This is a genomic window from Agrococcus sp. ARC_14 (genome assembly GCF_022436485.1).
Lineage (GTDB): Bacteria > Actinomycetota > Actinomycetes > Actinomycetales > Microbacteriaceae > Agrococcus.
In genome coordinates, this window is the sequence record NZ_JAKUDO010000001.1 from 430,739 (window position 1) to 444,668 (window position 13,930).

The following is a 13,930-nucleotide window of genomic DNA, read 5'->3' on the forward strand; positions in this document are numbered from 1 at the left end:
GCGTCTCTCCTGGGTCGCGTTGACTTTTGCATAGAAGTATACGAAAGTGGCCGCTATGGCCAACGACGTCAGAGACATCCTGCCCGAGTTCATCCGCGGCACCGACTCTGCGGCCGAGCGCCGTGCGGTCGCCTCGGCCATCGCGATCCCGGCGCACGTCGTGCAGTCGAAGGGACACGGCCACGCCGGCACGGCGATGGCGATGGCGCCGCTCGCGCACGTGCTGTTCCACCGGGTGCTCCGACACGACCCGGCGGATCCGGACTGGGAGGGGCGGGATCGCTTCGTCCTGTCGGCGGGGCACGCGAGCCTGCTGCTCTACACGCAGCTGCATCTGACGGGCTACGGCCTTGCGCTCAGCGATCTGGCGGCGAGCCGCTCGCTCGACTCGCGCACGCCTGGGCATCCGGAGCTCGGGCACACCCCGGGCGTGGAGATGTCGACGGGGCCGCTGGGGCAGGGCGTCGGTGGCGCGGTCGGGCTCGCACTCGCAGCTCGGCGGGATGCTGCCCTGCACGACGCGGGCGCCGGGGTCTGGGATCCCACGATCTTCGTCCTCGCCGGCGATGGCTGCCTGCAGGAGGGCGTCTCGGCTGAGGCGTCGAGCCTGGCGGGCACGCTGGGGCTCGACAACCTGGTGCTCATCTGGGACGACAACGCCATCACGATCGACGGCGGCACCGAGATCGCCTTCGGTGAGGACGTGCGTGCCCGCTACCGGGCATACGGCTGGCGCGTGATCGATGTCGCCGACGCTCGTGACCTCGACGCCATCGAGGAGGCTTTGCGAGAGGGCGCGCTGCGAGACGGGGTCCCGACGCTGGTGGCGGTGCGCAGCGTGATCGGCTGGCCGTCGGAGAGGTTCGGCGGCACCTCGGCGGCGCACGCGGGCGGATTCGGGGCGGAGGACGTCGCCGACGTGCAGGCCGTGCTCGGCTTCGCGCGCGATGCGGAGCTCGAGCAGCTCGTCGAGCCGGAGGCGTTGGCCTGGACTCGGCGAGCGGTCGAGCGCGGGGCTGCGCTGCATGCGGATTGGGAGGCGCGGAGAACGGCATGGGCTGCGGCGCACCCTGCGGCTGCCCGGCGCCGCGCGGCACTGCACGCCGCCGCTGCAAGACCCGGCGTGCTGGGCGTGCGCGATCCCGATGTCGGTGGTGCGCTGGCGCTGCTCGATGCGGTCTCGCTGCCCGAGCCGGGGACGTCGGTGGCCACGCGGAAGACGAGCGGTCTCGTGCTCGCAGCGCTGCAGTCATGGGGTGGGCTGTTCGGAGGCTCTGCTGATCTCTCGGGCTCCACCAACGTGGCCATACCTGGGTCGGCGGTGACGGCGACTCGGCCCGAAGGGGACTTCGTGCACTTCGGCATCCGCGAGCACGCGATGGCCGCGATGCTCACCGGCATCGCGCTGCACGGTCTCTGGCGCCCATACGGCTCGACCTATCTCGCGTTCAGCGACTACCAGCGCCCGGCGATGCGGCTGCAGGCGTTGATGGCGGCACCCGTGATCCACGTGTACACGCACGACTCCGTCGCCGTCGGCGAGGACGGGCCGACGCACCAGCCCGTCGAGCAGGTCGCGGCCCTGCGCACGATCCCTGGGTTCTCGGTCGTCCGCCCCGCGGATGCAGCCGAGGTGATCGCGGTCTGGCGTCGAGTGCTCAGTCGTCCGACAGGGCCGGTCGCGCTCGTGCTCTCGCGGCAGGACATCCCGGCGCTGCCGGACGCCGAGCTCCGGCAGGCTGGCGCCGCAGCGGGAGGCTACGTCGCCTGGCAGCAGGGCGAGGGTGACGACCTCGCGATCCTGGCCACTGGCAGCGAGGTGCACCTGGCGATCGAAGCGGGGAAGCGCCTCGCTGCGGACGGCGTCGCGACGCGGGTGGTGTCGATGCCGTGCTGGGAGTGGTTCGAACAGGCGGATGCGGAATGGCGGGACTCGGTGCTGCCTCCGGGGCTGCGCGCCCGCGTCGCCGTCGAAGCGGGCAGAGGTGATGCCTGGCATCGCTGGGTCGGGCTGGATGGCCGCGTCGTGTCGATCGAGGAGTTCGGTGAGTCGGGTTCCGGGCCTGCGGTGCTGGAGCGCCGCGGCATCACCGTCGACGCAGTGCTCGCCGCCGCGCGCGCTGTCATCGCGACGTAGTGCCGTCCGTCGGTTCGGGACGGCTCGACGCGGGGCGGTCTCAGGCGCCGCGCGAGAGCACCGCATCGGCCGCGAGATGGAGCGTCTCGGTCTCGCCGGTCAACTGCGACGCATCCGCGGGCAGCGCACGCGCGACCCCGAGCCCGTCGATCACGATGCTGAGGAACCGCGCGCAGCGCTCGATGCTGTCGACGGGCAGCGCTCCCTCGGCGGCGAGCACGCCCAGCCAGTGCTCGATGCGCAGCTCGCCCTGCCGCACCAGCGCGCGGTAGGCGCCGCGGGCCTCGTCGGTGGGCTGCTCGGCGATGAAGGTGTCGGCGATCCGCATCCAGTTTGCGCGCGCCTCGTCGCCCACGCCCATGAGCCCGACCACCTGTCGCAGGCATCCGACCAGCCGGTCGCGCGCCGGCAGCGACGTGTCGTGGATCATGTCATCCGGTGTCACGTGTGCGTAGATGGCCGAGAGCACGGTGTCATGCAGCTCGCGCTGGGTGGGGAAGTGGAACCGCAGTGAGCCCATGCTCACGCCCGCGCGCGCAGCCACCGACCGCACGCTCAGCCGCGCGGCGGGATCCTCGCCGATCATCTCTGCCGCAGCGATCAGGATCCTGTCGCGCGAGCTGCGGGTCGTCTCGTCCTCTGCGGTCATCTCAGCCTCCATCACCACTGTACTAGCACAGTGTGCTAGATTCAGCACGCATCACTAGCACACCGTGCTAGTAGTGCATGTCGAACACAGGACGGGGCAAGCGGATGAGCGACACGTGGCGTGAGCGTCGTGCGGCACGGCGGGTCAAGGCCGGCGACGGCCGACCGCTCAAGCGCTTCCGCTGGTGGCAGCAGCTCACCCGCTCGCTCTTCCACCTGCGCATCGCCGGAGCCGCCGGCCAGCCGATCGTCTACTCGATCGACGTGCGGCACGGTGGCGACAGCGACGACGGCGAGGTCAGGGCACGGCTCTACCGCGACGGCGTGCAGGAGGCGGTCTCCAAGACGCCGGCGCGCTTCCCCGTGCCCGGCGGCGTGATCGAGGTCGCGACGACCTCCTTCGGCCTCAAGCGGGCGCACTTCGTCGGTGAGGACGGCCGTGAGCACCAGCTGCGGCCCGATCCGCGCACGGCGGCGGCCTGGCGCGCTCGGCTCGACCGCACGCATCCGGGGCTCAGCCGCATGATCGGAGCGGTCTCCGTGGTGTTCCTGCTGATCGGGGTCGCTCTGCTGGGGCTGCAGCTGCTCGAGATCATCACCGGGATCCCGCCGATCGCCGAGCGCGTCGGCGTCTTCATCTCTCCCGTGCAGCTGCCGCTGTGGCTCAACGTCGCTCTCACGTTCGGCGCCGCGGTCGCCAGCACGGAACGGGCCCTGCGACTGCGCTACCACTGGCTGCTCGACGCGGCAGGCAACTGACCGCTTGACCCTGTGCTGAGAACACAGGTTCTACTCAGTCACACAGGCGCGAGAACCTCGCGCAACCATGGAGAGGAAGTACAGAGCGTGGACCCAATCGAGGAGCTCGTCCGAGGCTTTCAAGACCTCGTCGCTCAGGTGCCGGAGCTGGTGCAGCCGCTGGTCGTGATGCTTGCAGGGACGATCCCCTTCATCGAGGGCGAGGTGGCGGCGATGGTGGGCGTCGTCGGCGGGATGCACCCGATCCTGGCCGGGCTCGCCGCTGCGGTAGGCAACTTCGTCTGCGTCTTCGTCATCGTCCTGCTCACCTCGCGTGCACGCACGGCCGTGATGGACCGGCGAGCAGCGCGCGTCACCGTGGGCGCCGGTCTGAGCGAACCCGAAGAGGCCCTGGCAACCGAGAAGCCCGAGTCGAAGGGTCGCGCGAAGTTCAAGCGCTGGATCGTGCGTTTCGGTGTGCCGGGGGCCAGCATCCTCGGACCGTTGGCGATCCCGACGCAGTTCACCTCGGCGATCCTCGTCGCTGGTGGCACCCCCCGAGGCTGGGTGCTGCTCTGGCAGGCCATCGCCATCGTCATCTGGACGACGGTCGCGACGGTGTCTGTCTGGGCAGCGCTGACCTTCGTCGTCGGCGTCTGAACGCGCCCCGCAGCAGAAGGCCCGGACCCGCGAGATCTCGCGGGTCCGGGCCTCTGTCCGTGCAGCCGGGGCTTCGGAGGGTAGGGCTCAGAAGTCCCAGTCGTCGTCCGACGTCGCCTCGGCCTTGCCGATGACGTAGGAGGAGCCCGAGCCCGAGAAGAAGTCGTGGTTCTCGTCGGCGTTCGGCGACAGGGCCGACAGGATGGCCGGGCTGACGTCGGTGACGGTCGACGGGAACAGCGGCTCGAACCCGAGGTTCATCAGCGCCTTGTTCGCGTTGTAGTGGAGGAACTTCTTGACGTCCTCCGTGAGCCCCACGCTGTCATAGAGGTCGGCCGTGTACTTCGACTCGTTCTCGTAGAGCTCGTAGAGCAGCGAGTACGTGTAGTCCTTGATCTCGTCCTGCTTGTCCTTCGGCAGCTGCTCGTACGCCTTCTGGAACTTGTAGCCGATGTAGTAGCCGTGCACGGCCTCGTCACGGATGATGAGGCGGATGAGGTCAGCCGTGTTCGTGAGCTTGGCGTGGCTCGACCAGTACATCGGCAGGTAGAAGCCCGAGTAGAACAGGAACGACTCGAGCAGCGTCGAGGCCACCTTGCGCTTCAGCGGGTCGTCGCCCTCGTAGTAGTCGATGATGATCTCTGCCTTGCGCTGCAGGTAGGGATTCTCGGTCGACCAGCGGAAGGCGTCGTCGATCTCCTTCGTCGACGCGAGCGTCGAGAAGATCGAGGAGTACGACTTCGCGTGCACCGACTCCATGAACGCGATGTTCGTGTAGACGGCCTCCTCGTGCGGGGTGATCGCATCGGGGATGAGCGAGACGGCGCCGACCGTGCCCTGGATCGTGTCGAGCAGCGTCAGGCCGGTGAAGACGCGCATCGTGAGCAGCTTCTCGTCGGCTGTCAGCGTGTCCCACGACTGCACGTCGTTCGACAGCGGCACCTTCTCGGGCAGCCAGAAGTTGTTCACGAGGCGGTTCCAGACCTCGAGGTCCTTGTCGTCCTCGATGCGGTTCCAGTTGATCGCCTGCACCAGGTGGTTGTGCTTGTGCTGGCGCTTCTGGGCCTCGGTCTGCGTGGCGCCCTCGACGAAGGCCTCCGAGGTCTCGGCGCGCTCGGTCTCGATGGTCGCGCGCGCCTGCTCAGCGTCGACGGGTGCGTCGGCGATCTCGTCGAACGCGCTCGCGGCGGTGTCGTGGGTATCCATGTCCTGTTCCTTCATCGTCTCGTCGTCACCGCTGCTAGAGCATGCAGGAAACGCAGCCATCGACCTCGGTGCCCTCGAGCGCCAGCTGGCGGAGTCGCACGTAGTAGATGGTCTTGATGCCCTTGCGCCATGCGTAGATCTGGGCCTTGTTGATGTCGCGCGTGGTGGCGGTGTCCTTGAAGAACAGCGTCAGCGACAGACCCTGGTCGACGTGCTGCGTCGCCGCAGCGTAGGTGTCGATGATCTTCTCCGGGCCGATCTCGTATGCGTCGTCGAAGAACTCCAGGTTGTCGTTCGTCATGAACGGCGCCGGGTAGTAGACGCGACCGAGCTTGCCCTCCTTGCGGATCTCGATCTTCGACGCGATCGGGTGGATCGACGACGTCGAGTTGTTGATGTAGGAGATCGAACCGGTCGGCGGCACGGCCTGCAGGTTCTGGTTGTAGATGCCGTGCTCCTGCACCAGCGCCTGCAGCTCGCGCCAGTCGTCCTGCGTCGGGATGGCGACCTCAGCGGTGTCGAAGAGCTCCTGCACGCGGGCCGTCGCCGGCTTCCACGGCTGCTGCGTGTACTTGTCGAAGAACTCCCCGGATGCGTAGGTCGAGCGCTCGAAGCCGTCGAACGTCTGACCCTTCTCACGAGCGATGAGGTTCGATGCGCGGAGCGCGTGGAACAGCACCGTGTAGAAGTAGATGTTCGTGAAGTCGATGCCCTCTTCGGAGCCGTAGTGGATGCGCTCGCGACCGAGGTAGCCGTGCAGGTTCATCTGGCCGAGGCCGATCGCGTGGCTCATGTCGTTGCCGCGGGCGATCGAGGGCACCGAGCCGATGTCCGACTGGTCGGAGACCGCGGTCAGGGCGCGGATGGCCGTCTCGACCGTGCGGCCGAAGTCGGGTGCGTCCATCGCCAGCGCGATGTTCATCGAGCCCAGGTTGCAGGAGATGTCCTTGCCGATCGACTCGTAGTCGAGGTCGTCGTTGTAGGTCGACGGGGTGTTGACCTGCAGGATCTCGCTGCACAGGTTCGACATGTTGATGCGACCGTCGATCGGGTTGGCCCGGTTGACGGTGTCCTCGAACATGACGTACGGGTAGCCCGACTCGAACTGGATCTCTGCGAGCGTCTGGAAGAAGTCGCGAGCGTTGATCTTCGTCTTCGTGATGCGGGAGTCGTCGACCATCTCGTGGTACTTCTCGGTCACCGAGATGTCGCTGAAGGGCACGCCGTAGACGCGCTCGACGTCGTAGGGCGAGAAGAGGTACATGTCCTCGCCGTTCTTCGCCAGCTCGAACGTGATGTCCGGCACGACGACGCCCAGCGAGAGCGTCTTGATGCGGATCTTCTCGTCGGCATTCTCGCGCTTGGTGTCGAGGAACCGCATGATGTCGGGGTGGTGCGCCTGCAGGTACACCGCGCCCGCGCCCTGACGGGCACCCAGCTGGTTCGCGTAGGAGAAGCTGTCTTCGAAGAGCTTCATCACGGGGATGACGCCGGAGGACTGGTTCTGGATCTGCTTGATCGGGGCGCCGTACTCACGGATGTTCGTGAGGTTGAAGGCGACGCCGCCGCCGCGCTTCGAGAGCTGCAGCGCCGAGTTGATCGAGCGGCCGATCGACTCCATGTTGTCCTCGATGCGGAGGAGGAAGCAGGAGACGAGCTCGCCGCGCTGCTTCTTGCCCGCGTTGAGGAAGGTCGGGGTGGCCGGCTGGAAGCGGCCGTTCACGACCTCGTCGACGATCTCCTCAGCGAGGGTCTCGTTGCCGCTCGCGAGCGCGAGCGCGACGTTCACGACGCGGTCTTCGTAGCGCTCGAGGTAGCGCTTGCCGTCGAACGTCTTGAGCGTGTACGAGGTGTAGTACTTGAAGGCGCCCAAGAAGGTCGGGAAGCGGAACTTGTGCCCGTAGGCGCGCTTCATCAGCGACTTGATGAACTCGAAGGAGTACTGGTCGAGCACATCCTTCTCGTAGTACTCGTTCTCGACCAGGTAGTCGAGCTTCTCCTTCAGCGAGTGGAAGAAGACCGTGTTCTGGTTGACGTGCTGCAGGAAGTACTGGTTCGCTGCCTCACGGTCCTTCTCGAACTGGATCTTGCCATCCGGTCCGTAGAGGTTGAGCATCGCGTTCAGCGAGTGGTAGTCCATCGCTGCCGTCTTGCCCGTCGTCATCTCGGGCGTCACCGTTGCCATAGTGCATCCAATCCTTCGTTGACGACGCGCACGTCGTCTGGAGTTCCGAACAGTTCGAAGCGGTAGAGGTGCGGCACTCCGCACTTGCTGGCGATGACGTCGCCAGCAAGCCCGTAGCCCGCGCCGAAGTTGGTGTTTCCTGCCGAGATCACGCCTCGCAGGTGCGTGCGGTTCTCCTCGTCGTTGAGGAACCGGATGACCTGCTTCGGCACTGCGCCCTTGCCGTCGCCGCCGCCATACGTCGGCACGATGAGCACGTAGGGCTCACGCTGCTCGAGCGGCGGCTCGGAGGCGTGGAGCGGGATCCGCGCGGCCGGCCGGCCGAGCTTCTCGACGAATCGGGCGGTGTTGCCCGAGACGCTCGAGAAGTAGACCAGGTCGGCCACAGCGGTGCCCAGCACGGCCGAATGCATGGCGGTCAGGCCGCGAGGATCGCCTTGATGCGGTCGGGCTGGAAGCCCGACCAGTGGTCCTCGTCGGCGATCACGACGGGGGCCTGCATGTAGCCGAGGTCCTTGACGGTCTGCAGCGCCTTGTCATCGGCGGTGACGTCGAAGATCTGGTAGTCGATGCCCTGCGCGTCGAGCGCACGGGTCGTCATCGTGCACTGCACGCAAGCGGGCTTGGAATAGACGGTGACAGTCATGTCGGCCTTCCTTGGTGGAGGGTGGTGGTGCTGAACAAGTTGTGTGGCCGAAGCCGGGCTCCCACTATATGTGGGGTCTGGTGCCGATCAAGGCCACTAGATGGTGTGTTTCTCCACATCTGATGCAACAAGAACTCCACAGGCGTCATTCCCGCCGCGGAACGACGCGGAAGTTGCTGTGGAGAACGTGTGGAGGCGCCTGTGCAGAGCGCTCGGAGCGACTCACGCGACACGCCGAGCGGAGTTACAGCGGTGTGGTTCGTCGCGCTCATCAGGTGCCCTCCTGCGTGTCGTGCGGTGCGAGCGCGGCGGCTCGTGCGCCGCGCCGATCGACCTTCCGACGCATCCATCACGCTATGCGCGGCCACCCACATCTCGGCTTGCCGGCGCACACTCTCAGACGCCGCTGAACGACCCGACGCGCACCGTGGTGAGCATCCCGACATCCATCGTCGCCTCGTGCGGGGCGCCGCAGTCGCCGCCGATCATCGTCTCCGCAGCGATGACGGGCGCGACCCGCAGCGGCGCCTGGCCCTGCGCGAGCTGCACGACCAGCAGTGAGATGTGCTCGTCGTGGGCGCCGGCGAGCGAGCCCGTCCAGGTGATCGGTGCGCTCGCGGCAGCGCCGGGCTCGAGCGACACCGGTGTGCCGTCACCCGAGTCGATCGGGCTCTGCTCGCCGAGGATGAGGAACGCGGTGCCCCACTCACCCCGCGCGCCGATGCCCGGGAAGCCCGCGACCGTGCACGGCGCATCCGACACGTTCGTCACGCGCAGCGTCGAGAACCTGCTGCCGGCTGCCACGTCGTAGCCCCAGAGCTGCGCCTCGACAGCATCGACCGCGCAGGTCTCCGGGCGCTCGGCCGCGGTGGCCGGCACGCGCAGCAGCGCGGTCAGCTCGTCGTCGGTGAGCGCCTCGTCGGGCGCCGCGGTGGTGTCCGGCGGGCTGTCGAAGCCCGGCGGCAGCTCGCTCTCGTGCGGCACGGGCGCGGCGGTGGGCCGGCCGTCCTCGGGGACGTTTGCGGATGCGGTGGGCTCGGGCTCCGGGTCGGGCACCGGCAGGCAGGCCGCCAGCGCCACGACTGCGCCACAGGCGATCGCGAGCATCGCGGCCCGGCGGCGCGACGGCGCAGCAGCGCGGGCGGGGGCGTCGGCGCGGGTCGGGTCGGGGCGGCTCGGCATGCCGCCGACGCTATCCGGCCGCGCAGGGAGCCGCCTGGCGAGCCACGGCCTCGGGGAGTACCGTCGGCCGCGTTTCCGATGCGAAGGAGGAACCATGACCGACATCACCGGCAAGAACGTCGCATTCGTGCTCACGGATGGCTACGAGGATTCCGAGCTCACCAGCCCGTGGGAGGCGGTGCAGGGCGCAGGCGGCACGCCGACGCTCCTCTCGCCGAAGGAGGGCTCGGTCGAGGGCAAGAAGGGCCACGTGCAGACGGTGGATGCCTCCACGACGGGCGCCGACGCATCCGCGTTCGACGCCCTCGTGCTGCCCGGCGGCGTCGTGAACGCCGACCACCTGCGCATGGATGAGGGCGCTGTCGCGCTCGTGCGCGACTTCGTCGAGTCCGGGAAGCCGATCGGCGTGATCTGCCACGGCGCGTGGATCCTCATCGAGGCGGGCGGCGTCGATGGCCGCACGATCACGAGCTACCCGAGCCTGAAGACCGACCTGCGGAATGCCGGCGCGAACTGGGTCGACGAGGAGGTCGCGACCGACAACGGCCTGGTCTCGAGCCGCACGCCGGATGACCTGCCGGCGTTCAACGCGAAGATCCTGGAGGAGTTCGCCGAGGGCACGCACGCCCGCTGACCTGCTGCCGGCCGCCCGCCTGAGGCGGCCCGCCGCATCCGCCCTTCCGGACCCGTTTCGCCGAACCGGACCTGGTGCACCGGGTCGCGTTCGGCGAAACGGGTCCGTTTCGCTTGAGCGGCGGGCGGCGGGCGGCGGGCGGCGGGCGGCGGGCAGGCGCGGGGCGCCGGGGCCGGGCGCGCGAATCGCGCAGGATCGGAGAAGCGCCGATCGACCCGCGCGCGGCATGATCGGTGTCAGCGCCGCAGGGCGCACGCGACACGAGAGGACAGGCAGATGGCTGACGACGACGGCAAGCTCTCCGACTTCGAGAAGCAGGCGCTCAAGGAGCGCACCGCCGAGCTGCGCAAGCAGGCCGGCCGCAAGGGCGGCAGCAAGAAGGAGAAGGACCTGCAGGACGTGCTCGACACGATCGCGGGCCTGCCCGAGCCCGACAAGCAGATCGCACAGATGATCCACGAGGTGGTCACCGAGGTCGCCCCCGAGCTCGACCCGAAGACCTGGTACGGCTTCCCCGCCTACGCGCGCGACGGCAAGGTGCTGGTGTTCTACCAGCAGGCCTCGAAGTTCGACGCGCGCTACGGCACGCTCGGCTTCCAGGACATCGCGTCGCTGGACGACGGCGCGATGTGGCCCGCGTCCTTCGCGGTCGTGGAAGTGACGGATGCGGTGCGGAAGCAGATCGCGCAGCTCGTCACGAAGGCGGTCGGCTGACGCGCATCGCTCGCAGACGCGCCCCCGCACCGGCATCGTTCGCCGATCGGGGGCGCTGCCGTGTCGGAGCATGCTCGCCCGTGGCGAACGGGGAATGCGAACGGGCGTCCCGTGTTCTAACTTGAGTCAAGCGCACTCAGGTTTTTCAACGCACGGAGGGGATGCACATGGCAGCCATCTACGGACCGGTCGGCGACGGGTCGTTCGACGACTTCATCGCGAGGATCCTGCAGGGTCAGCGCCAACCGGCGCAACGCGCGATCGACCTCTCGCGGCTGGTCTCGCGGCGCATGAGCTCGGTGATCGCGACCGCCATCGAGTACGCACGCGAGCACCGCCACGCCGATGTCGACGCGCTGCACCTGCTGCACGCGCTGCTCGACCTGCCGCAGGTCTCGGCCGCCGCCGAGGGCGCCGGTGCCGACGCCGACGCGCTCCGCAGCATGCTCGAGGAGCGCATGCCGGCCGACGGCGAACGTGAGACGCAGGGCCCGCCCTCGCTCACCGCATCCGCCCAGCGCGCCCTGCGCGACGCCTACCAGATCGCCCGTGCCAATGGCTCGAGCTACATCGACCCGGAGCACCTCTTCTTCGCGTTCCTGGTCGCGGGCGACAGCCCCGTCGGCGCGCTGCTGCAGGAGGCAGGCATCACGCAGGAGTCGCTGCAGCGCGGCGCGATGGAGGCGCAGCGGCAGGCGATCGAGGCGCAGCAGGGCAGGCAGCCCTCGAAGGCGGTCGATCCGAGCTCGACCACGCCGACGCTCGACGAGTTCGGCGTCGACCTCACGCAGCGCGCCCGCGATGGCAAGCTCGACCCGGTCATCGGCCGCGCCGACGAGATCGAGCAGACGATCGAGATCCTGTCGCGGCGCGCGAAGAACAACCCGGTGCTGATCGGTGAGGCGGGCGTCGGCAAGACCGCGATCGTCGAGGGCCTCGCCCGCGCGATCGTCGAGGGCGAGACCGCAGACGGCGCCGTGCCGAAGTCGCTGATGGGCAAGCGGGTCGTCGCGCTCGACCTGACGGCCATGGTGGCGGGCACCCGCTACCGCGGCGACTTCGAGGAGCGCATCACCAAGGCGATGGATGAGATCACCGAGCACAAGGATGAGCTGATCGTCTTCATCGACGAGCTGCACTCCATCCTGGGTGCCGGCGGTGGCGGCGACGGCGGCATGGACGCCGCGAACATCCTCAAGCCCCGCCTGGCGCGCGGCGAGCTGCACATGATCGGCGCGACGACCCTCGCCGAGTTCCGGCGCATCGAGAAGGATGCGGCACTCACGCGCCGATTCCAGCCGGTGCTGGTCGCCGAGCCGAGCGTCGAGGACGCCGTGCGCATCCTCGATGGGCTCAAGTCGGCCTACGAGGAGCACCACCGCGTCACCTACACCGACGAGGCGATCGCTGCCGCCGTCGAGCTCTCGCACCGCTACATCAGCGACCGCTTCCTGCCCGACAAGGCGATCGACCTCATCGACCAGGCCGGCGCGCGCCTGCGGCTGCGCCTGGGCGCGAAGGTCGACGTGGATGCGCTGACCAAGGAGCGCGAGCACCTCGAGGACGAGAAGCGGCAGGCCGTCGAGGCCGAGGAGTTCGAGGAGGCGACGCGCCTGCGCGACCGCATCACGGGCATCCAGTCGGCGATCGAGTCGGGATCGGGCGAGGAGGGCGTCGTCGACGAGGCCGCGATCGCCGAGGTCGTCTCGCGCGCCACCGGCATCCCCGCGTCGCGCCTCACCGAGGGCGACAAGCAGCGCCTCGCCGTGCTCGAGGACGAGCTGCACCAGCGGGTCGTCGGGCAGGAGGATGCGGTGAGCGCGGTCGCGAAGGCCGTGCGTCGCTCGCGCTCCGGGCTCGGCGACGCCGCCCGCCCGATCGGCTCGTTCCTGTTCCTGGGCCCCACGGGCGTCGGCAAGACCGAGCTCGCGAAGGCGCTCGCCGAGAGCCTGTTCGGCGCCGAGGGCAGCCTCGTGCGCTTCGACATGTCGGAGTTCGGCGAGCGGCACACGGTCGCGCGGCTGATCGGCGCCCCTCCCGGCTACGTCGGCTACGACGAGGCCGGGCAGCTGACCGAGAAGATCCGTCGCCAGCCCTACTCGGTGGTGCTGCTCGACGAGATCGAGAAGGCGCACCCGGATGTCTTCAACCTGCTGCTGCAGGTGCTCGAGGACGGCCGCCTCACCGACGGTCAGGGCCGCACGGTCGACTTCCGCAACACGGTCGTCATCATGACCTCCAACCTCGGCGGCGAGTTCCTGGCCTCGAAGTCGGGCCCGATCGGCTTCCACGCCGATGGCGGTGTTGGCTCGCAGGAGGAGCTGCGCGCGAAGGTGATGGGCAAGCTGCGCGAGCAGATGCGCCCGGAGCTCATCAACCGCATCGACGAGATCGTGCTCTTCCAGAAGCTCGAGCCCGAGCAGCTGCAGCAGATCGTGACGCTGCTGCTCGACCGCGTCGGCGACCGGCTGCGGGCGCAGGACGTCGGGCTCGAGGTGACGGATGCGGCGCTGGCCTGGCTGGCGGAGCACGGGTACGAGCCCGAGTTCGGTGCGAGGCCGCTGCGCAGGCTCATCCAGCGCGAGGTCGAGGATCGCGTGGCCGACCTCATCGTGGGCGGGCTCGACGAGGGCACCGTGACCGTCGACGTGGCCGACGGCGCCCTGCGGGTGAGCGCTGGGGGTCCGGTGGCCGAGGCCGTCGAGCCGCTGGCCGAGTAGCGGCGAGGGCCGAACCGCGGGGTCGAGCTCAGCGGGGGATCGCCGCGAGCTCTGCCGCCCCGGCGGGCACCACGATGTCGGCCCAGTCGTCGTGCTTCTTCACGTAGGCGCGCACGTAGGGGCAGACGGCCACGATCGAGAGCCCCTCTGCTCGGGTCGCGTCGAGCGCCTCCCGCACCAGCTCGGCAGCGAGCCCCTGGCCGGCGAACGCGTCGTCGACCTCGGTGTGGAAGAAGACCCGCTTCTGCTGGTCGGTGTCGACGAACTGCGTGAGGCCGGCCTGCTCGCCGTCGACATCGATCTGGAAGCGGTCGGACTGCTTGGTGACGGTATGCACCCTGCCATTGTGCGGAGTCGGGCTGCTGCGTGTCGATGAGCCGTCGGCGCGTCGCGGCGCTGTGCGCGCCGCCGCCAACCGGCCCCGTGGCACGGTGACCGGATGCATCGGGTCGGACTACCG

Annotated in this window: 13 protein-coding genes; 6 read left to right on the forward strand and 7 right to left on the reverse strand. The window is 68.8% G+C overall.

All coding sequences use genetic code 11. The features are described from left to right. Positions 1-55 precede the first annotated feature (55 nt). On the forward strand, positions 56-2,137 hold the full coding sequence (locus MKD51_RS02170) for a transketolase (RefSeq protein WP_240237606.1): 2,082 nt from the start codon (positions 56-58) through the stop codon (positions 2,135-2,137). Between the two features lie 40 nt (positions 2,138-2,177). On the opposite strand, the gene MKD51_RS02175 is transcribed toward MKD51_RS02170, so the two are convergent. Next, on the reverse strand, positions 2,178-2,786 hold the full coding sequence (locus tag MKD51_RS02175) for a TetR/AcrR family transcriptional regulator (RefSeq protein WP_240237609.1): 609 nt from the start codon (positions 2,784-2,786) through the stop codon (positions 2,178-2,180). A gap of 104 nt (positions 2,787-2,890) precedes the next feature. Between MKD51_RS02175 and MKD51_RS02180 the strand changes: the two genes are divergently transcribed. After that, positions 2,891-3,544, forward strand: a complete 654-nt coding sequence (locus MKD51_RS02180; protein WP_240237611.1) for a hypothetical protein — start codon at positions 2,891-2,893, stop codon at positions 3,542-3,544. 87 nt (positions 3,545-3,631) lie between these two features. Then, a complete protein-coding gene (locus MKD51_RS02185; protein WP_240237613.1) occupies positions 3,632-4,183 on the forward strand; it encodes a small multidrug efflux protein in 552 nt (183 codons plus the stop codon). A gap of 87 nt (positions 4,184-4,270) precedes the next feature. Here MKD51_RS02185 and nrdF read toward each other — a convergent pair whose 3' ends face one another. The 5 genes from nrdF to MKD51_RS02210 all read right to left on the reverse strand — a co-directional run bounded on the left by nrdF (position 4,271) and on the right by MKD51_RS02210 (position 9,402). Next, the gene (gene nrdF / locus MKD51_RS02190; RefSeq protein ID WP_240237615.1) at positions 4,271-5,389 is read right to left on the reverse strand and encodes a class 1b ribonucleoside-diphosphate reductase subunit beta; all 1,119 of its coding nucleotides are present in this window, start codon (positions 5,387-5,389) and stop codon (positions 4,271-4,273) included. Positions 5,390-5,423: 34 nt separating this feature from the next. After that, positions 5,424-7,574, reverse strand: a complete 2,151-nt coding sequence (nrdE, locus tag MKD51_RS02195) for a class 1b ribonucleoside-diphosphate reductase subunit alpha (RefSeq protein WP_240237617.1) — start codon at positions 7,572-7,574, stop codon at positions 5,424-5,426. Further along, positions 7,562-7,987, reverse strand: a complete 426-nt coding sequence (gene nrdI, locus MKD51_RS02200; RefSeq protein ID WP_240237619.1) for a class Ib ribonucleoside-diphosphate reductase assembly flavoprotein NrdI — start codon at positions 7,985-7,987, stop codon at positions 7,562-7,564. The genes nrdE and nrdI overlap by 13 nt, the downstream gene beginning before the upstream one ends. Positions 7,988-7,992: 5 nt before the next feature. Beyond that, on the reverse strand, positions 7,993-8,220 hold the full coding sequence (nrdH, locus tag MKD51_RS02205; RefSeq protein WP_240237621.1) for a glutaredoxin-like protein NrdH: 228 nt from the start codon (positions 8,218-8,220) through the stop codon (positions 7,993-7,995). 396 nt (positions 8,221-8,616) lie between these two features. Beyond that, positions 8,617-9,402 (reverse strand): DUF4232 domain-containing protein, encoded by a 786-nt coding sequence (locus tag MKD51_RS02210; RefSeq protein ID WP_240237623.1) that lies wholly within the window; start codon positions 9,400-9,402, stop codon positions 8,617-8,619. Positions 9,403-9,496: 94 nt separating this feature from the next. On the opposite strand from MKD51_RS02210, the gene MKD51_RS02215 reads away from it, so the two are divergent. From MKD51_RS02215 to MKD51_RS02225, 3 genes are all read left to right on the forward strand, one after another. Then, positions 9,497-10,036, forward strand: a complete 540-nt coding sequence (locus MKD51_RS02215; protein ID WP_240237625.1) for a type 1 glutamine amidotransferase domain-containing protein — start codon at positions 9,497-9,499, stop codon at positions 10,034-10,036. Positions 10,037-10,312: 276 nt separating this feature from the next. Continuing rightward, on the forward strand, positions 10,313-10,750 hold the full coding sequence (locus tag MKD51_RS02220) for a hypothetical protein (protein WP_240237627.1): 438 nt from the start codon (positions 10,313-10,315) through the stop codon (positions 10,748-10,750). A gap of 167 nt (positions 10,751-10,917) precedes the next feature. Next, entirely contained in the window at positions 10,918-13,470 is a 2,553-nt protein-coding gene (locus MKD51_RS02225) for an ATP-dependent Clp protease ATP-binding subunit (protein ID WP_240237629.1), read from the forward strand. Positions 13,471-13,498: 28 nt separating this feature from the next. Here the strand turns inward: MKD51_RS02225 and MKD51_RS02230 are convergent, their stop codons facing one another. After that, positions 13,499-13,807: a GNAT family N-acetyltransferase gene (locus tag MKD51_RS02230; RefSeq protein ID WP_240237631.1), complete on the reverse strand. Its 309-nt coding sequence runs from the start codon at positions 13,805-13,807 to the stop codon at positions 13,499-13,501. Positions 13,808-13,930 lie beyond the last annotated feature (123 nt).